Origin of the sequence: Pseudomonas sp. 65/3-MNA-CIBAN-0223 (assembly GCF_040310425.1) — a bacterium.
GTDB lineage: Bacteria > Pseudomonadota > Gammaproteobacteria > Pseudomonadales > Pseudomonadaceae > Aquipseudomonas > Aquipseudomonas gregormendelii.
The window spans coordinates 26,106-44,523 of sequence record NZ_JBEOPV010000030.1 but is presented as its reverse complement, the minus strand read 5'-3'; the positions used below and the strand labels follow the sequence as shown (position 1 = coordinate 44,523).

At 55.6% G+C, this 18,418-nt stretch carries 11 protein-coding genes and 6 pseudogenes; 11 read left to right on the top strand and 6 right to left on the bottom strand.

The window, feature by feature from the left end:
• Positions 1-9 precede the first annotated feature (9 nt).
• The 3 genes from AAEZ09_RS25955 to AAEZ09_RS25945 all read right to left on the bottom strand — a co-directional run bounded on the left by AAEZ09_RS25955 (position 10) and on the right by AAEZ09_RS25945 (position 3,693).
• Positions 10-1,245 carry an efflux RND transporter periplasmic adaptor subunit gene (locus AAEZ09_RS25955; protein WP_152635569.1) on the bottom strand — a complete coding sequence of 412 codons (1,236 nt, stop codon included), beginning with the start codon at positions 1,243-1,245 and terminating at the stop codon, positions 10-12.
• A complete protein-coding gene (locus AAEZ09_RS25950) occupies positions 1,242-2,492 on the bottom strand; it encodes a TolC family protein (protein ID WP_028623314.1) in 1,251 nt (416 codons plus the stop codon). Before AAEZ09_RS25950 ends, AAEZ09_RS25955 begins: the two co-directional genes overlap by 4 nt.
• A gap of 868 nt (positions 2,493-3,360) precedes the next feature.
• Positions 3,361-3,693 carry a DUF2790 domain-containing protein gene (locus AAEZ09_RS25945; protein WP_028623315.1) on the bottom strand — a complete coding sequence of 111 codons (333 nt, stop codon included), beginning with the start codon at positions 3,691-3,693 and terminating at the stop codon, positions 3,361-3,363.
• Between the two features lie 189 nt (positions 3,694-3,882).
• Between AAEZ09_RS25945 and AAEZ09_RS25940 the strand changes: the two are divergent.
• The 3 genes and pseudogenes from AAEZ09_RS25940 to AAEZ09_RS25930 form a co-directional block, all read left to right on the top strand.
• Positions 3,883-4,388 (top strand): annotated as a pseudogene (locus AAEZ09_RS25940) (transposase); the annotation flags it as partial.
• A 629-nt stretch (positions 4,389-5,017) separates the two neighbouring features.
• On the top strand, positions 5,018-6,679 hold the full coding sequence (ltrA, locus tag AAEZ09_RS25935; protein ID WP_028623318.1) for a group II intron reverse transcriptase/maturase: 1,662 nt from the start codon (positions 5,018-5,020) through the stop codon (positions 6,677-6,679).
• A 343-nt stretch (positions 6,680-7,022) separates the two neighbouring features.
• Positions 7,023-7,130 (top strand): annotated as a pseudogene (locus AAEZ09_RS25930) (KUP/HAK/KT family potassium transporter); the annotation flags it as partial.
• Positions 7,131-7,396: 266 nt separating this feature from the next.
• Here the strand turns inward: AAEZ09_RS25930 and AAEZ09_RS25925 are convergent.
• Positions 7,397-7,531 (bottom strand): annotated as a pseudogene (locus AAEZ09_RS25925) (transmembrane anchor protein); the annotation flags it as partial.
• 11 nt (positions 7,532-7,542) lie between these two features.
• Here AAEZ09_RS25925 and AAEZ09_RS25920 point away from each other — a divergent pair.
• The 3 genes and pseudogenes from AAEZ09_RS25920 to pgaB all read left to right on the top strand — a co-directional run bounded on the left by AAEZ09_RS25920 (position 7,543) and on the right by pgaB (position 10,496).
• Positions 7,543-7,824, top strand: a complete 282-nt coding sequence (locus AAEZ09_RS25920) for a hypothetical protein (protein ID WP_350601320.1) — start codon at positions 7,543-7,545, stop codon at positions 7,822-7,824.
• A 43-nt stretch (positions 7,825-7,867) separates the two neighbouring features.
• Positions 7,868-8,480: pseudogene (locus AAEZ09_RS25915) on the top strand (hypothetical protein).
• A gap of 12 nt (positions 8,481-8,492) precedes the next feature.
• Complete coding sequence (pgaB, locus tag AAEZ09_RS25910; protein ID WP_350601319.1) at positions 8,493-10,496, top strand: poly-beta-1,6-N-acetyl-D-glucosamine N-deacetylase PgaB; 2,004 nt, start codon at positions 8,493-8,495, stop codon at positions 10,494-10,496.
• A gap of 90 nt (positions 10,497-10,586) precedes the next feature.
• On the opposite strand, the pseudogene AAEZ09_RS25905 reads toward pgaB, so the two are convergent.
• A pseudogene (locus tag AAEZ09_RS25905) lies at positions 10,587-11,609 on the bottom strand (NAD(P)(+) transhydrogenase (Re/Si-specific) subunit beta); the annotation flags it as partial.
• Positions 11,610-11,627: 18 nt separating this feature from the next.
• Here AAEZ09_RS25905 and AAEZ09_RS25900 point away from each other — a divergent pair.
• A pseudogene (locus AAEZ09_RS25900) lies at positions 11,628-11,855 on the top strand (transporter associated domain-containing protein); the annotation flags it as partial.
• 44 nt (positions 11,856-11,899) lie between these two features.
• Here AAEZ09_RS25900 and AAEZ09_RS25895 read toward each other — a convergent pair.
• The gene (locus AAEZ09_RS25895) at positions 11,900-13,357 is read right to left on the bottom strand and encodes a sensor histidine kinase (RefSeq protein ID WP_350601317.1); all 1,458 of its coding nucleotides are present in this window, start codon (positions 13,355-13,357) and stop codon (positions 11,900-11,902) included.
• A 589-nt stretch (positions 13,358-13,946) separates the two neighbouring features.
• Here AAEZ09_RS25895 and chrA point away from each other — a divergent pair.
• The 4 genes from chrA (at position 13,947) to AAEZ09_RS25875 (ending at position 18,401) form a co-directional block, all read left to right on the top strand.
• Positions 13,947-15,152 (top strand): chromate efflux transporter, encoded by a 1,206-nt coding sequence (chrA, locus tag AAEZ09_RS25890; RefSeq protein WP_017735062.1) that lies wholly within the window; start codon positions 13,947-13,949, stop codon positions 15,150-15,152.
• Positions 15,153-15,162: 10 nt separating this feature from the next.
• Positions 15,163-15,468, top strand: coding sequence for a PadR family transcriptional regulator (locus AAEZ09_RS25885; protein ID WP_017335982.1), 306 nt, complete (start codon positions 15,163-15,165; stop codon positions 15,466-15,468).
• A gap of 582 nt (positions 15,469-16,050) precedes the next feature.
• Complete coding sequence (locus AAEZ09_RS25880; RefSeq protein ID WP_017735063.1) at positions 16,051-17,538, top strand: SulP family inorganic anion transporter; 1,488 nt, start codon at positions 16,051-16,053, stop codon at positions 17,536-17,538.
• An 11-nt stretch (positions 17,539-17,549) separates the two neighbouring features.
• Positions 17,550-18,401 (top strand): universal stress protein, encoded by an 852-nt coding sequence (locus AAEZ09_RS25875; RefSeq protein WP_017735064.1) that lies wholly within the window; start codon positions 17,550-17,552, stop codon positions 18,399-18,401.
• Positions 18,402-18,418: the final 17 nt, after the last annotated feature.

The window sequence follows — 18,418 nt, the reverse complement described above, 5'->3', positions numbered from 1 at the left end:
GGCGCTTCCTCAGTGGTCGTGGCTGGCGCCGGATTTATCGATGTCGGCTTTGATCAAGAAGCTCTGCTCGGTGACGTATGACGTCCCTGGCTTGAGCCCGCTCAGCACCTCCACATATTCACCATCGCGCGTACCTAGCTCGAGCATCCGTACTTCGTAGGTTTCGCCGATCTGGGCAAATACCACGGTGAAATCGCGAAACCGTTGAAGGCCCGACTCCTTTACCGCTAGCGAGGCCTGGCGCTCATCGAGGGTAACATCGCCTTCCACGGCCATGCCCGGACGCCAGCTGCCGTCGGGGTTGGCAATGCTTGCGCGGGCGACAACGCTCTGACCACGGGTGGTGAGTGGCAGCAACCTATCGATGACGGTCTCTGTTACGGCATCATGGGTGGCTGCACGGATGCGCACCGGTTGACCGGCGGCCACTCGCGAGGCGTTCTCGCCGATCGCGTGCAGTTCCACCCAGACCCTGGACATATCGGCCATCTCGATGAGGGTATTGCCGTCGGCGACGTCGCCGATATTGGTATTGAGTGCCAGTATCACGCCATCGAACGGCGCGGTGATGGTATAACTGCGCAGACTGTCATTGCCCTCGACCACCACCAACGTTTGCCCACGGCTTACGTTTTGGCCGTGTTGCACCGCAACTGCACGCACGATACCGGGAAAGCGTGCCTTGATTGCCGCGCGACGGTTGGCATCCAGCACGACATTACCGACCAGACGTACGCTATCGCGTATCACGGCGGGGCCTGCTGCTTCGACGTTGACGCCCGCATCCTTCGCGACGTCGGCGGGGATGGTGGTGCGGCCTTCATAGGAAGCGAACTCCCACTGGTGGGTTTTGTCGCCCTGTTTGGCGCTGACCCTGACATCGAACGAGTGGGGCTCGACTACGGTGCCGCTACCGGTCAAGTAGTCGTTCTCCGGTTGGAAGGTGAAGCGGTTGACCTCGCCATCCAGGCGCTCAAGTTCGACCGTGGCTTGAATCTCGGATGGATCCAGCGGTGTGTCGTCTTGATAGGCGTAGAGCCGATACTGTGGCGGTACGTTGGTTTCGAAGATTGTCACTTCGAGAGCAAAGTTACCCGCGCGCAGCATGCGGCCTCGATGGGGGCCGCGCTCATAATCGGCATTGGCGGTCGCCTGGTCTTCACTGGGTTTGGCGGCCGAACTCGATTCGCCACAGCCGACGAGAACAAGGGACAGGGCTAACACAAGAATAAGACGGTCAATCATGGCGTAGGTCCCGAAGCGACGGCGGTGAGGCGTTCGACTTCAACGAGTAGGGTGTGGTAGCGGGCGGCGGCGTCAATAACGCGTGTGCGCTGGTCGAACAACGTGCGTTGAGCCTGGGTCAGTTCGATGAAGGAGGTGCGGCCAGCATCGAAGGCGTGGCGAGCGAAAGTGAATGCCTGCTCGGCCTTGGGTACCAGACGCGTACGCAAGGCCTCATACTCGGTACGCGCCTGCATCAGTTGTTGGTACAGCCCGAACAGTGACTGGTAACTTTCCATGCGCTGGGCCTCCTGGCGGGAGACCAGCGCCGTAAGCTGTGCATCGGCTTCTGTGATCGCATACGAGGCACGCGGTTTGCTGCCCAGCGGCACCGAAACCGACATGACCAACCCCTGATCGTCCAGCTCCTCGAACCGACGTACACCGAGGCTGAGGTCGATGTCCGGCTTGGCGCTGGCTTGTGCAACCCGACGTTTGGCAGCAATGGTGTCGGCCTCGAAGGCCGCATTGCGCTGAACAAGCGACATAGGCAAGCGAGCGGCTAGCGTCTCGAAGGTTTCAATTGATGGCAATACGTGGATATTGCCTTCAACCTGGAGGAAGTCGGGCTTGATCGCCCCCCAACTTGCGGTCAGCGCGACCTTGCTGCTCGCTAGGTCTCGTTCGGCCGCATCGCGTTTGAGTTCGGCATCGCCTACAACGATCTCTGCTGCACGTAAATCGGATTCAGGATTGCGCGCCGCCGCCACCCCTCGGGCAACTTCGCGACGTGTAGTGTCGGCTAATTCGAGCTGCTGGCGCGCGAATTCCAGACGGTACTGGGCGGCTGCCACCGCGATGAAACGCCCGGTGGTCCGACTGGCGACCTCCAGGCGTGCGATGTCGGAAAGGTGCTGCTGGCGCGCCATCTCTGCCGCCCCCAGTGCTTGCCGGGCAGCCTGCTTGCCACCGAGTTCGATGACCCGACTCAGGCGGAGCGTGGTTTCAGCGGATCTCAGGCCGCTCAAGCTGCCGGTACCGCCGACATTTTCCAGATCGACACCGACACTGTATGGCGTCGAGAGACTTCCAAGCTTGGCACGGGCCTGCACTGCTTGCAGATCGGCCTCTTGAGCCGCTATGAATAGATCTGAAGCGAGGCTACGCGCTACAGCCTCCTCAAGACGCAATGAATCGGCAGCCATCCCTACAGGGATACTGCAAAAGACCCCGGCAAAAGCCGGTGCCATGAGCCAACGCAGGTTCAAGGAATACCTCCGAATTATCGATAAACAACGCAATGCAGGCAGCCAAAAGCAGCCTGTTGGATGTCGTCAGATAATCGGAGGGCGGTAGGGCGGAAGCGGCGCTTCAGAGGGGGGGGAAGACACGACCAGGCGACTCCCAAGAGAGGAGGAAGCCATATCGTTTTGCGTCATCATCACCGGTAGTTGGGGCAATCCCGTTGAGGTCGTGCCTATATCGTGTGCATGTAAAACCACGTCACCCACAGGCTCTGAACGCCCCGAGTGATTATCGTGCTCGAACGAGGCAACGCTGGCTGGCGCGATTTCGTGACCATGTTCCACAGCCCCGCCTGTATGGGCATGAACCTTCCCTGACGGTAGTGCCGCGCAGGCGATTGCCAGCAGCAGCAGCATACTGGCTAGCCGCCCGATGGGACGTCTGATCCAGAGGTGCAGGGATTGATGGAAGGCTCGCATAGTCATCCGGGGGTCATGGCCTAGTGCACGGATTGGTTACAACTCCGTCTGTATGGGGTTTGGGGAGTAATGGAACAGAAAGTGCACTTAAGCCCAGCGCCTGCCCGCAAACCCTCTTTAACGCTAATATTCTCGGCATAAATATAGAGTTTTCAACTTATCAGCAAGGTGACTGAAAAATTACAAATACGTTATCCAACGATCCGGCTGTATTTTTTTGCACTAACATCGGATGAGTTAAAAAATAGATTATAAAAAGCCTCCGGCGCGTGAGAATTTCCTCTACGTGCCGGCAGACATAATTCCATACAAAAGATAACTCAAGTGTGACCTGAAAATTACTTTTATGTCAGCTAACAGTAAGCGCACTTAAACAATTAAGCCAAATAATATGAGACATGGCTCCTTTGGACTAGCCTCCGTGCTGGCATTTGGTACCCATAACTCTGTACTCCAAAGTGTTGAGTTTGCCAGCAGAGTCCTCATAGGTCATGCGCGAAGGCGCAACATCACAGGATTTGTTGGCTTGCGTGACACTAACTACCTTCTGAACATCCAGGTTCATACCATATTCATAATGAACAATCTCAGGTATGGCTTTACTATTTTTGAGAGCATATTGCTCCATCGCCTGTTGATTTTCTTGCATCATCCGACCATAAACACGATCTCCTCCGCCTTCAGCCATGGCAAAGGATGAAACTGCCAATATCGAAATAGCGATGACTGCATTCAATGTTTTCATGATTCTACGAGCTCTAATTCACTGGTGACTAGATAGTAGCTAATGATACCTGTCAGAAAGCTGCCGCTAACATTACATATCTGTCAGGCAAGGTCTTGGCTCCGTTAATGGCATACTTTAGGAAACTCTGAAAAAGACTTCCATCTCTGGTGAAATACCCGCCAGACACGAACACGACGGTTTTTCCCCATGAAACAGATGTCCTTCGCTGATGCCGAGTACGCCGGCAAACGTAAGCAGACCCGCCGCGAGCGCTTCCTGATTGAAATGCATCAGGTCGTGCCCTAGAAGGGCTTGATTGCCTTGATCGAACCGCATTATTCGAAGGGCGAAGTCGGTCATCCGGCGTATCCGTTGATGGCGATGCTGCGGGTTCATCTGATGCCGAACTGGTTCGGCTCCAGCTATCCGGCGATGAAAGAGGCACTGTACGAGACCACGATCCTGCGCCAGTTTTCCGGACTACATCTGGATCGAATTCCCGATGAGACCACGATCCTGAACTTCCGCCGCCTGCAAGAAAAACACGAACTGGCGGGCGGGATTTTGCAGGTCATCAACGGTTATCTGGACGATCGTGGCTTGATGCGGCGCCAAGGCACCGTGGTCGCGAGGATCATTCATGCCCGAGTTCGACCAAGAACAAGGACGGCAAGCGCGATCCGGAAATGCATCAGATGAAGAAGGGGAGAAGAGGGAAAACGGAAAAAATCGTACGCGTGCGACGTGAAGTCGCACCAGTTATTGTCTCACCTCGATAGAGGTAGTGAGACTCGTTGTTCCCTCAACGGTAGCCTACCGGTGCAGGCGAAGCTGGTAACGGCTTGCTCTGAAGCCACCGGGACAATGAAGTCCTTCGAAAGAGAAGGAAAAGCCGCGAGGTGATTCCAACCGCTACCAGCATCAGGTGGCGAGGATGCTTGGCTGGATAATAGGACCAACATAAGTGAACTGCTGATAAACCTCGTTATTTTTAACAAGCCAAAGATGCTGACAGGCTTGGACCAAAAGGTGAGTGGTGGGTTGCTCGATTACGTACTGCGGGCACAGGGACAAGAACATCACCGGGGGAAAGGCAGGGTCTACGTTATTCATGTAACTGGTGTGGAACACGGTAAACCCATATTTCTGCCCAGAACATCGGGCAAGCGAACTGCAAGGAACGCTGATGGAGGTGTGGGTAGAGGATTGAGGAAAAAGCAAATGCCTCCCTGTAATCGGGTGGATAGGGATGAAATAACATCTCACGCGAAAGTGGGCAGACTTCCTCATGGTCTCTCTTCACAAGAGAGTTTCCAGAACCATCTAAACGGAAGGAGAGCAAATGAGTGCAGAAACACTGGCGCGTGCACCTTCTGGCGTGACGTGGGACGGCATCAATTGGGCCGATGTCCAGCGTCAGGTAAGAAGGCTGCAAGCACGTTTTGTGAAGGCAACACAGGAAAGCAGACATAACAAGGTGAAAGCCCTGCAATGGCTGCTGACTCACTCGTTTAGTGGCAAAGCGTTGGCTGTCAAACGGGTGACCGGAAATAAAGGCAAGGACACTCCCGGCGTGGACAATGTCATATGGAAAACGCCGGTGGCAAAGACCAACGCGATAGCGTCGTTGAAGCGGCGAGGTTATTCGCCACTTCCACTTCGGAGAGTGTTAATTCCGAAGAAAAACGGTAAGACAAGGCCGCTCGGTATTCCGACAATGAAATGCCGCGCCATGCAAGCGCTGTATCTGCTGGCGCTGGAACCAATTGCCGAAACCACCGCTGATCTGAACTCCTATGGGTTCAGGCCGGAGCGCTCAACCGCCGATGCAGGCGAGCAATGCTTCATCTGCCTGGCAAAGAAAACACAGGCGCAATGGGTGCTGGAGGCCGATATTCAAGGCTGTTTCGACAATATCAGCCATGACTGGATGATCGCCAACGTCCCCACGGACAAAACGATGCTAAGGAAGTGGCTCAAAGCGGGATTTGTGTATCGACACGAACTCTTCCCTACGGAATCCGGCACCCCGCAAGGGGGTATCGTCAGTCCGGTTCTGGCAAACATGACTTTGGATGGTCTGGCAGCGAAACTTGCGAAGCAATTCCCGCAAGAGAAGCAGGCAGGCTTGAGAATGTACATGATACGTTACGCGGACGACTTCATTATTACTGGCAATTCGAAAGAGTGGCTGGAGCAAGAGGTTAAGCCGGTCGTGGTTGAATTTCTGGCGGAACGCGGGTTGGTTCTATCGCCAGAAAAGACCAAAGTAACGCATATCAAGGATGGGTTTGACTTTCTCGGTTGGAACATTCGGAAGTACAACGGCAAGCTGCTGATGAAGCCGTCGAAAGCGAACGTCAAAGCACATCTTGACAAAATCCGGGAGGTTATCAAAGGCAATAAAACGGCTAAACAGGTCAATTTGATAAGGCTGCTGAATCCTATTTTACGAGGATGGGCGAATTATCACCGCCACGTAGTCTCCAAGAAAACCTTTGCTCGAATCGATCACAATATTTGGTCAATGCTATGGCAATGGGCGACAAGAAGGCATCCAAATAAAGGAGTCAAATGGGTAAGGGAGAAATACTTCCGTACTCAAGGCGCCCGAAACTGGATTTTTGCCGCTACAGAAGAAAAAGAGGATGGATCGAAAAGAGATTGCATCCTGCTGAAAGAATCAGACACACCAATACAGCGGCACATCAAGATTAAAGCCGCTGCGAACCCATACGACCCTCAATGGGAACAGTATTTCGAGTCCCGGTGGGGCAAAAAAATTCTGAGCTCGGCGAGGGGGCGCGGGAAGATGTACCGTGTCTGGCTAAGGCAAGATGGCATGTGTCCTACCTGCCAGAAACCCATCACAAAGCGAACCCCTTGGGACATTCGCCACATGGTGAAACGGACTGATGGTGGGTCAGACGCTGCAAGCAATCTCCAGATGTACCATCTCAGTTGCCGGAGAAATCAAAAGTACGCCGAATATGAGGCTGTGTAACCGGGCTTTGAAAGATGCCTTTGCAGAGGCTTGAGCCGGATGAGGGGAAACTCTCAAGTCCGGTTCTTAGGGGACGGTGGCACAGTAATGTGCTGCCGTTACCCGACTAAGCATTCGGCTTGTCAGGTTGGGGCTATAGAGGTTGACGCCAAGCGTCAGAAAATGCACAAAACGGCCCTACTCTGACGCTGCGCGAGTGATCCGCCTGACGCCCAATTGAGGTGTACTTCAGCTGGACGTTCGCGGTGAGTAATTGCATGGTCCTGACCAGCTATTTGCATGGGATTTGACCAACAAGTCTCGGGGCAATGAGCGGCAGAGAACGACCCGGGCTGTGTGAAAACGTCTTAGCCTGTCCGCCTTTTTGCTGAAGAACGCCAACAGCAACCTGAAGTACTTCAAGCTGCCGCTGAACCGCGTGATAGAGCTGGGCACGCAGGTTGAGATGTAGAAACAAACAAGGCCGCAAATGCGGCCTTGTTATTGTTCAGGGTGTTACTCGTGTGAGTGTCCGTGCTCAGCGCTCTCGGAGGTTGCGCCTTTCTCTCCGCCGCCGCATGCCGTCATCAGGCCTAGGAAGCAGATCAGGAGCATCGAACGAATCAGAGTTGTTGGGGTTTTCATGGGAAGGTTCTTCAAAAAATGTATGAAATAAATGGTCTGTGGTCAGGCTGATCACTGCGTTTTCGGCAGTAGGACAGCCATCGCTGCTTCGGACTACTGTTTGACGCTCAAGTAATCGCCAGTCGTTTTTAGTGAGATGGTCACGTCGCTGTTGCTGCGATTGCGCCAGAACCGACCGTGGGTGCCGTCAAAAAGGGCGGTGAATTCACCTTTCTCACCTTTTTCCTGCGCTATCCACCATGAAACGCAAGACCAATTCCGCCAAATGGGCCGCCGTCCTCAACGACTGGACGAAGGCCGATGCAGACGCGGCATCAAAGCTGGAATGGGGCATTTTCGATGTTGGAAGCCCTTCAAAGAAACGAAAGCCCGTTGGCCCCTTCGACTTTAACTATCTCCCTTTCGAGCTTAGGATCATTGACGAAACGCGCATCCTAAAGGATGACGCCGCCGCTTTCGACCTGGTTCGCCAGTTGGTGGCAGAGGGTTACGACGGCGGCTACAGCCAGCGTTTGCTCTAAGCAGACGTCGGGCGTTTTGCTGTCTGGCATTTAAGACGGGACGATGGACGACGCCTGCAGTTTCACGAATCTGAACAATTATTGTGTTCCCAATTACCCAGCGAGCGCGCATGCAAGACTGCCCTCAATAAAGTTTGGCTGGGTCACCTGGACCAGCTTTCCGTTACGAAAGGGCAAAGAGGGCGTTCGGGCCCTGAACAGCGACATCACGGCCAATGGCGGCAGCGGCTTCATTCGCTGGCGGGCCAATGAAAGTCGCGAGTGGAAATTCGCGCTCAGCCCGTCCCACTTCAGCGATGGCAACAATCGTGCAAATCGATCTGGGATTGGAAGTCGGCGCCAGCCACAACTCCCTGTCTGACGACGTGCCGTTTAACCCCAAATCCGATCTCAGCGTCCTGCCGATGGTCAGCGTCAATCACATGCTCTACCAGCGCTATGAAACCCGATGGAGTCAGCAGTTCCAGGTCGACGCGGGTAGTTACACCCAGCAACGTCATTCCACCGGCGCCATGGGTCTGTTGGGCTACGGCCAGCGTTTCAGCTGGAACGATGTGTTGGAGGTCGGCGGCATGTTAACCGCGATCAACCGGCCATCTGACGGAGAGCGGGAAACCGATCTGCGCCTGATGGTCGATCTTACTTTCCGCTTCTAGAGGAGTTTGAAAATGGCCTTGATATCGCGTTTCTTCCTCCTGCTGGGAGCGCTGTTGATCAGCGCTTGTGCCCAGCAAGCCCCGGCCTTCGTGCCGCCATCCGAACGTCCGGTGACGGCAAGCGAAACCCCGTGGCCGAAAAACCATGTACTGGGTATCGTCTATCACGATGTCGACGACAAAGACCCCGACCAGGCAGTGGTGGCCGTGCGCACCGAGCGCATGATCGAGCAACTGGCCTGGTTACGGGAGAACGGCTATCAGCCGGTCTCCATCGACCAGGTCCTGGCGGCACGCAAAGGCGGCCCCGATCTGCCGCCCAAAGCGGTCATGCTCAGTTTCGACGACGGTTATGCAAGCTTCTATACCCGGGTGATGCCGGTGCTGCGTGCCTATAACTGGCCTGCCTTGCTGGCGCCGGTCGGAACCTGGGTCGACACACCGCCGAACCAACCGGTGGATTTCGCTGGCACGACGCCGCGCAAGCGCTCGGACATCCTGACCTGGGATCAGGTGCGGGAGGTTTCCCAGTCCGGACTGGTGGAAATCGCTGCGCACACCGATGCCAACCACAAAGGTATCCTGGCTAACCCCCAGGGCAACCTGCAGCCCGCCGCCACAACCCGGCGTTACGATCCCGTCGCCAAACGCTATGAAACCGAAACCGAGTTCCAGGCCCGTCAGCGTGCTGACGTCATGGCGATCTCGGACAAAATCTACAAGGTCACGGGTAAGAAACCGCGGGTCTGGGTCTGGCCATATGGCGAGGCGGATGGCAGCACGCTGCAAATCGTCAATGATCAGGGCTATCAAATGGCCTTGACCCTCGAAGACGGGCTCGACACCCTCGATACCCTGATGAGCAGCCCGCGTGGTTACCTGGTTTCCTCCGACCCGAACGGCCCGCGCTTCGCCAACAGCGTCGTCTCGGTGCAGGAGAAAAATGCGATGCGCGTCGTGCACGTCGACCTGGATAACGTCTACGACCCGGACCCGGCCCAGCAGGAAAGAAACCTGGGTAAGCTGATCCAGCGTATATACGACTTGGGCGCCAATACCGTGTTCCTGCAAGCCTTCGCCGATCCCAAGGGTGATGGCCTGGTGCGTTCGCTGTACTTCCCTAACCGTCACCTGCCGATGAGTGCCGACATTTTTGACCGCGTGGCCTGGCAGTTGCGCACTCGGGCCCATGTCAAAGTCTACGCCTGGATGCCAGTGCTGAGCTTTGCCCTGGATTCGAAGCTGCCGCGAGTGACGCGCTGGGACCCGGAAACCGGCAAGGCATCGGTCGATCCGGGCCAGTACATACGCTTGTCGCCCTACGATCCGAACGTACGGCGCATCATTGGTGAAATCTACGAAGACCTGGCGCGCATGTCGTCGGTCAGCGGCGTCCTGTTTCACGATGACGCAATCATGTCGGACTTCGAAGATGCAGGCCCCGATGCTCTCAAAGTCTATGCCGCCAATGGTCTGCCCGGCTCGATTGCCGCGCTGCGCGCCGATCCTGCCGTGATGCAGCGCTGGACGCGTTTCAAAAGCCGCTACCTGATCGATTTCACCAAGGAGTTGACGGCCAAGGTCCGCGCCATTCGTGGCCCGCAAGTGAATACGGCGCGCAACATTTTCGCCGAGCCGATACTCAATCCCGACAGTGAGGCCTGGTACGCGCAGAACCTTGATGACTTCCTCGTCACTTACGACTGGACGGCGCCGATGGCCATGCCGTTGATGGAAAAACAGTCTTATAAACAGTCCCATGCCTGGCTCGAGAAACTGGTCGCCACGGTCAAGGCTCGTCCCGGTGCGCTTGATCGCACCGTGTTCGAATTGCAGGCACGGGACTGGACGAAACAGGAAGATGCCGACATCGACGGCGAAACACTGGCCCAGTGGATGAGAGTGCTCCAGCGTCAGGGCGTGACCAGTTTTGGTTACTACCCCGACAACTTCCTCGACAATCTGCCGGAGCTGAAAGCCGTAAGGCCCGCGCTCTCCAACAAGTGGAATCCATAACATGCTGGATAGACTTCTGGCTCTACTCGTCTGGCGATCGTCCTGGGGATTCCCCTCGGGCTGCTCTTTCTACTCACTGGCCAGTTCCTGATGGACACCCAACACCAGCACCACGTCGGCCTTGGCCGAAGTCGGAGTTGATGTCGTCCATCTCGAACACCTGGTCGTAAGGCACTTCGGCCTTGGCCAGCAACACGTTCATATGGCCTGGCATACGGCCGGCAACCGGGTGGATCGCGTACTTCACGGTCACGCCGCGATGGGTCAGCTTTTCGGTCAGCTCTTTCAGCGCGTGCTGCGCCCGGGCGACCGGCAGGCCGTAGCCCGGAACGATGATCACGGTATCGGCGTTAGTCAGCAGGAAGGTCGCGTCGTCGGCCGAACCGGATTTCACCGGTGGGCTTCCTTAGCGCCCGCCGGACCTGCATCGGCAGTATTGCCGAAACCGCCGAGCAGTACGTTGAAGAACGAGTGGTTCATCGCCTTACACATGATGTACGACAGGATCGCACCGGACGAGCCCACGAGGGAGCGGGCAATGATCAGCATCGAGTTGTTCAGCGAGAAGCCAATCCCCGCTGCTGCCCAACCGGAGTAGCCTGTTTAGCATCGACACCACCACCGGCATGTCCGCGCCGCCGTTCGGGATGATGATCAGCACACCGAGCACGAAGGCCAGGGCCAGCATCAGGGCGAAAGCGCCGAGATTGCCGGTCAGCACAAAGGTGAGCCCGAGCCCCAGCGTCGCCAGGCCCAGCAGCAGGTTGAGCTTGTGCTGGCCAGTGAACTGTACCGGAGCGCCCTGGAACAGGCGGAACTTGTACTTGCTCGAGAGCTTGCCGAAGGCGATCACCGAACCGAGAAGGTAATTGCACCGATGGCCGCGCCGAGGAATAGCTCCAGACGGTTACCGGCAGGAATCGCATCACCCAGTTGCTTGACGATGCCCAGCGATTGCGGCTCGACGACAGCAGCAATGGCGATGAACACGGCGGCCATACCGATCATGCTGTGCATGAAGGCGACCAGTTCCGGCATCTTGGTCATTTCAACGCGCTTGGCCATGATCGAGCCGGCCATACCGCCGACCAGCAGGCCGACGATGACGTAACCGATGTCAGCGGTGTTGCTCAGGATGGGGGTTTTCTTGTCAGCGGTGCGCTGAACAGCCAGATTCGCGAACACATCAGCTTCCAGGCTGAAGCGACGGATCACTATCAGACGCTCGCCGGGTTGGTTATGAGCTTGCTGGATCGCCTGCCCGTCATTGGCGATTAGCTCAAGTGGCAGGAATGGAGCTTGACCGTTGTCGAGGTTGAAGAACGTCGGGTGACAAGGGTTTTGTTGTATAAAGAATAAATGTAGAAAACGAGGCTGCATTGCGGCCTCGCGTGTTTAAAGCATCACCCGCTTTTAGCGATCCGGAAGCTCAACCGCACCTGGGTTCCTTCGCCTTCATGACTGGTCACACTGACCTGCCCGTTAAAGCGTTCCATTATCCGCTTGACCATGACCAGTCCTACACCGAGCCCACCTTGTTTGTTCGTTGAGAAAGGTTGAAACAGCTGTTGTTTCTGTTTTAGCGTTATACCGTTGCCGGTGTCATGGAGCGTGATGTGCAGCTTTCCGGAGCGCACGTCTGACTCCAGACCAATATAAAGCCGCCCCCCGTTTGGCATCGCCTCCAGTGCGTTGGAAAAAAGGCTATTGAGCACTTGTGAGAGCAGCACGCGCTGACTGACCACTGATGGGACAGCTATCGCCGCGAATTCGACAATAACGTTTGATTGACGGATTTGTGGCTCAAACGCATGCAGAGTTCCGAGTATCGCGTCTAGCGGATCCACTTCTTCGATTGAGCCGATCGAAGGGCTCGATGCCAGCAACAAGTCCCTTACCCACTTCGACATCCGATCAACCTGGCCAATGATATCGGTGATGCTCTTTTGTACCGGAGGGGGGGCCATGGCCTGCGCCAATTCGGCGCTGGTACGGATCGTGGCCAGCGGGTTGCGCAGGCTATGAGCTACGGCGGCAGACATTTCGCCCAGTGCTACGAAGGTTTCGTTTTCGATGATCTGTTTATGCTGTGAAACTAGCAGGCTCGCGGCACGGCGAACAATTAAGTAAAGCGTCAAGTAGATCAACGCGCCGCCAAAGGATGTTGCGAGCCACATCAGAATGTAGCCACGCTGAGTCCTGGCGATCAAATCCGAGGGTTCCTTGTAAATCTCTATGAGCGCAACGACTCTGCCCGCCGAGTTCAGCATCGGGATGTAGTTCTCGATGAACAGGCCCTTTGGCGCACGAAGGAACTGTTGTTCCTCGCGGTCACCCTGAAGCTCGTGGTAAGTGGCGAAGACTCTTTCCTTGGTTGCGAACGACTCTTCGAGCTCGTCATCGTCCGAAAACGTCTGACCGACCAGCGCGGGGTTGCTCGACCAGATGACCACATCGTCTGGCGCGTAAATACTGATCAACAACGAGTCGGGCTGGCGGGCAATGTGGTTAATGTGTTCGAGAAACTCTTTACGCGCATTTTGACGGTCGGTCTGTTCATCGAAGGAGAAGCTCGCATCCTCACGCGGATCGAGCAGCTCTCCCATTTGAACGTCAGGTAGGTTGTGGCGGGCCACTTCCGTCGATGCCAGCGCCTGGATGAACTGAGCCGTCAGTACGGCATCGCGCTGAATACTTTCATTGACGACAAATCGCGTAGCAACAAACCCTAAGCCAAGTGCAACGACGGTGATGATGAGAATGCTCACGAGCGAGAACCAGCGCAGCAGATCGAACTGCACGGTGTTCGCCGTCACATCCTTTCCTGAGAAAAATCTACCTAAACCGAATGCAAAATTCATCACGAATCCCTGTCTTGTGATAACGGTTTATAGCGCATTCCGGCGACGCGCCCATATGATCAATCGCACTTAGCCATCATTCATGGTGATTTTTAACCATCTACGGTCGGCGTCAAATGGTTGAGTGCGCATGCAGCTTTAGAACTAAAAAAGCAAGGCCGCAATCGCAGCCTTGTTTTTGGGGTTTGGGGAGCAATGGAACCAAAAACCAACGTAAGCCCGACTAGCTCCGTTCAGAGCCCTCTTCCCAGGCATCCGACTCGATAAAACCATTGCGCAACTTGACCACCCATTGGCGCCGTTATTGACCAGCCGGCTGCATTCTTGACCAGTTATTTGCATTCGGAGTGACCAGGAGGGGGGCAATAGAGAAAACGGAAAAAATCGTACGCTAAGGCCAAGCGTGTTTTGCTAATGAACTGTGCTAGCAGACAAAACCAGCGGCTAGCACAACATCGATTACTTGCATTGCGACACCCAGTACGAATTGCACGGTACTCCAGTCGTTTTGGGCAGCTATAAAATCGAATTTCGTTATCGAAGTTCGATTATTATGGATTAATCTGTGGAAAATCAGGTAGGCCAACGCATGACTAATACCTCCACCGATGACCGCAGCCCATGGTCGGTTTTTCTTATTTTTCTACGCCTTGGATTGACCTCCTTCGGCGGCCCCATCGTGCACTTAGGCTATTTCCGTGACGAGTTCGTCACACGACGGCGCTGGTTGTCTGAACGCAGCTATGCTGATTTAGTGGCGCTGTGCCAATTTCTTCCAGGCCCAGCAAGCAGCCAGGTCGGCATAGCGTTGGGGCTATCACGGGCTGGATATAGCGGGGCGCTGGCTGCTTGGACAGGCTTTACGCTGCCTTCGGCCGTAGCTTTAATCCTGTTCGCGCTGGGCATTTCCAACTATGGGGATTCCGTTTCGCCGGGCGCGTTGCATGGCCTAAAAGTGGTGGCCGTTGCCGTAGTCGCCCAAGCGGTATGGGGCATGGCGCGCAACCTGTGTACGGATGGGCTGAGAGTCACAATAATGGCGATTGCCGCCTGTGCTGTCCTGCTCGTACCGTCCGCGTGGGGGCAGGTTGGTGTGATTGCTGCCGCAGGCATCATAGGCCGACTATTGTTCAAGCCAGCACATACTGTTGAGCACGACCCACTACCTATCACGGTCAGTCACCGGGCCGGCGCACTTTGGCTATCGTTATTTTTTGCCCTGCTGATTGGCCTACCGATCTTGGCAAAATTGCTGCCAAGTCCAACGATGGTGGTAGTGGACGCCTTCTATCGTGTGGGGTCACTAGTGTTCGGTGGTGGCCACGTTGTGTTGCCGCTGCTGCAAGCCGAAGTGGTGTCCTCCGGCTGGGTCAGTAATGAATCCTTCCTCGCGGGGTACGGGGCGGCTCAAGCGGTGCCCGGCCCATTGTTCACATTCGCCGCGTTCCTTGGTGCTTCGATGAGCACCGCTCCCTCTGGCTGGGTCGGCGGTATTGTGTGCCTACTGGCTATCTTCGCACCCTCTTTTCTGCTGGTTGTGGGAGCCATGCCATTTTGGGAGCGCCTGCGTCGCAATACAGGCATGCAAGCCGCGCTGGCTGGGGTCAATGCGGCGGTGGTTGGCCTGCTGCTGGCCGCGTTCTATCACCCTGTATGGACTAGCGCCATATTTCAGCCGCAAGACTTTGTCTTGGCCCTGGTCGCCCTTGTCGCACTGATGTTCTGGAAGCTCCCGCCGTGGCTAGTTGTCGTCGGCAGCGGTGCAGCGGGTTGGCTGTTGAGTATCGCGCTGTGAGGCACGAAAAATGACAGATAAAGACCTGTACGGCGGGTTGATCCGCCTGCACATACTTCACCATGCAGCCGAGAAGCCCGTCTTCGGACTGGGAATCATCGAAGAACTGCAACGACACGGCTACGAGCTGAGCGCCGGGACGGTATACCCAATGCTGCACGGGCTGGAAAAGAAGGGCTATTTGACCTCACGCCACGAACGCACCGGGCGACGTGAACGGCGTGTCTATGAGATCACTGAGCAAGGCCAAGTTGCGCTGGTCGAGGCACGTGCAAAGGTTAAGGAACTGTTCGGCGAGTTGATCGAAGGTTGCTGAGTTTACGGCTTCAACTCGGCGTCAGGCGGTTCACTGGCACCGCGTCAGACTAGGGCCGCTTTCTGCATTTTCTGACGCCAAGGCGTCAATCTCTATGGCCTCAACCTGACAGGCCGAATGCTTAGCGTACGATTTTTTCCGATTTCTCTATCGACCCCAGGAGGATCTGAATTGATCTCTCCACCATGTGTACACTGCCTGACAGCGGAGTTCGTCGCGGTTTAATCTAGAAAGACTTGCCCTAGGGAGATCAGCACGGCTGGAAGAACTGACCCAAACGAGGCAGCAGGTCGCATTTGACGATATCTTCACTGTATACTTTATCGCTCAGCCATACCTCTTGAGCTACAGGAACACCAGCATGACTGTACTCCAAACGATCTACTGGCAGCCTACGCCGCCTTAGCGCTACGCCCCCTCGCAACATCTCGCTTCCGCTAGTTTCGCTCGCGGTCGCGTACTGCTGTATGCCCGGTTTTTACACCCAAGGCACACAGCCAAATAATCCTCACAACTTGAATTCGTATCGACGCGCTCGCCATCTGCCTGGTGTGCGTGTGGTGCATTGCCTTGGATATTCTGATGCTGCAATCGCTCAAACAAACGTGGTTTTCCAACGTCCGTGGAGACGTGCTCGCGGGGATCGTGGTCGCGCTCGCGCTGATCCCGGAGGCCATTGCTTTCTCTATCATTGCCGGCGTCGACCCCAAGGTCGGTCTCTACGCCTCCTTCTGTATCTGTGCTGTCATCGCCTTCGTCGGCGGTCGACCCGGCATGATCTCGGCAGCTACCGGTGCGATGGCACTGCTGATGGTCACCCTGGTAAAAGATCACGGGCTTCAGTATTTGCTGGCAGCCACCTTGCTCTGCGGGGCGCTTCAAATCCTCGCTGGATACCTGAAACTGGGCTCTCTGATGCGCTTTGTTTCGCGCTCGGTAGTCACAGGCTTTGTGAATGCATTGGCGATTCTGATTTTCATGGCGCAGTTACCTGAATTGACCAACGTGACCTGGCACGTTTACGCCATGACCGTAGTGGGCCTCGGAATAATCTATCTGTTTCCGTATGTACCGAAGATCGGCAAGCTGATTCCCTCGCCGCTGGTGTGCATCCTGGCCCTGACGGCCATTGCTATTTACCTCGGTCTGGATATCCGCACTGTGGGTGACATGGGCGAACTGCCGGACACGCTGCCGATTTTCCTGTGGCCTGAAGTCCCGCTGAACGTTGAAACTCTGCGCATCATCTTCCCGTACTCAGCCGCCTTGGCCGTAGTAGGTCTGCTTGAGTCCATGATGACCGCGACCATCGTCGACGATTTGACCGATACCACCAGCAACAAAAACCGTGAATGCAAGGGTCAAGGCATTGCCAACATCGCTGCCGGGATGCTCGGCGGTATGGCAGGCTGCGCCATGATCGGCCAGTCGATCATCAACGTGAAATCCGGTGGACGTACCCGTCTCTCCACATTGTGCGCGGGCATTTTCTTGCTGCTGATGGTCGTTTTCCTCGGCGAATGGCTCTCCAAGATCCCGATGGCTGCATTGGTTGCTGTGATGATCATGGTATCCATCGGCACCTTTAGCTGGGATTCCTTGCGCAATCTGAAAGAGCACCCACTGTCGACCAACCTCGTCATGGTCGCGACCGTTGTGGTGGTCGTGGCAACGCATAATCTGGCTTACGGCGTGTTGGTCGGCGTACTGCTGGCTTCGTTGTTCTTTGCGAACAAGGTCGGACATTACCTCGATATCAAGAGCAGTCTTGAAGAGACGGAGTCGCATCGGACTTACCGCGTGGTAGGCCAGGTGTTCTTCAGCTCGGCAGACAAGTTCACCGAAGTTTTTGACTTCAAGGAAGCGCTCAACAAGGTCACCATCGATCTGACACAGGCGCATTTCTGGGATATCACCGCCGTCGCCGCGCTGGATAAAGTGGTAATCAAGTTCCGTCGCGAGGGCGCCGAGGTTGAAGTGCTGGGTCTAAATGAGGCCAGCGCCACAATCGTTGACCGCTTTGGCGTGCATGACAAACCTGGCGCCATCGACAAGCTCATGAGCCACTAAGGAGATCGACAATGACCCACGTAATGGCATGTATTGATAACTCACAATCCTCATTGGCGGTCTGCGACTACGCAGCATGGGCGTCGCAGCGACTCAACGCGCCTCTTACCTTGCTTCACGTATTGGATGAAGAGAAATACCCAGCAGCAGCTGACCTAAGTGGAAATATTGGTCTCGGCAGTCGAGAGCATCTGCTGGAGGAGCTGGCTACATTGGATGCCCAACGCGCCAGACTCGCTCTGGAACAGGGCCAACACATGCTGGAAAAGGCCAGGGAGCGAACGGTCATTTCCGGCGCTGCGTTTCCTGAGCTGAAGCAGCGCCACGGACACTTGGTAGAAAGTCTGAGCGACCTTCAGGAGGATATTCGACTGTTGGTGATAGGAAGAGTGGGTGAAGACAACTCACGCAACGCGCACAGCCTTGGCAGCCAGATAGAAGCTGTAGTGCGAACAATTCACCGGCCTATCCTGATCACAGCCAACAGCTATAAAAAGCCCGAAAAGGTGATGCTCGCATTTGACGGCAGCTCCACAGCCTACAAAACCATCCAAATGTTTGCCGCCAGTTCGCTTTGCAAAGACTTGCCCATTCATCTTGTTACGGTCGGTGCAGATTCGGTGAGCAATCACGAGGCACTGGGAAAAGCACAAAGCATGCTTCTCTCGGCTGGCTTCCTAGTCCAAGCTGAAATCAGACAAGGTGAGGTGGAGTCGGCTCTGCACGATTATCAGACAGAGCACGGCATTGATCTGCTGGTCATGGGTGCCTATGGGCATTCACGCATCAGGCAGTTTTTGGTAGGAAGCACGACTACGACGATGCTTCGAACAGCCACCATGCCTGTATTGCTGCTGCGCTGAGATAACTCTCTAAGCCA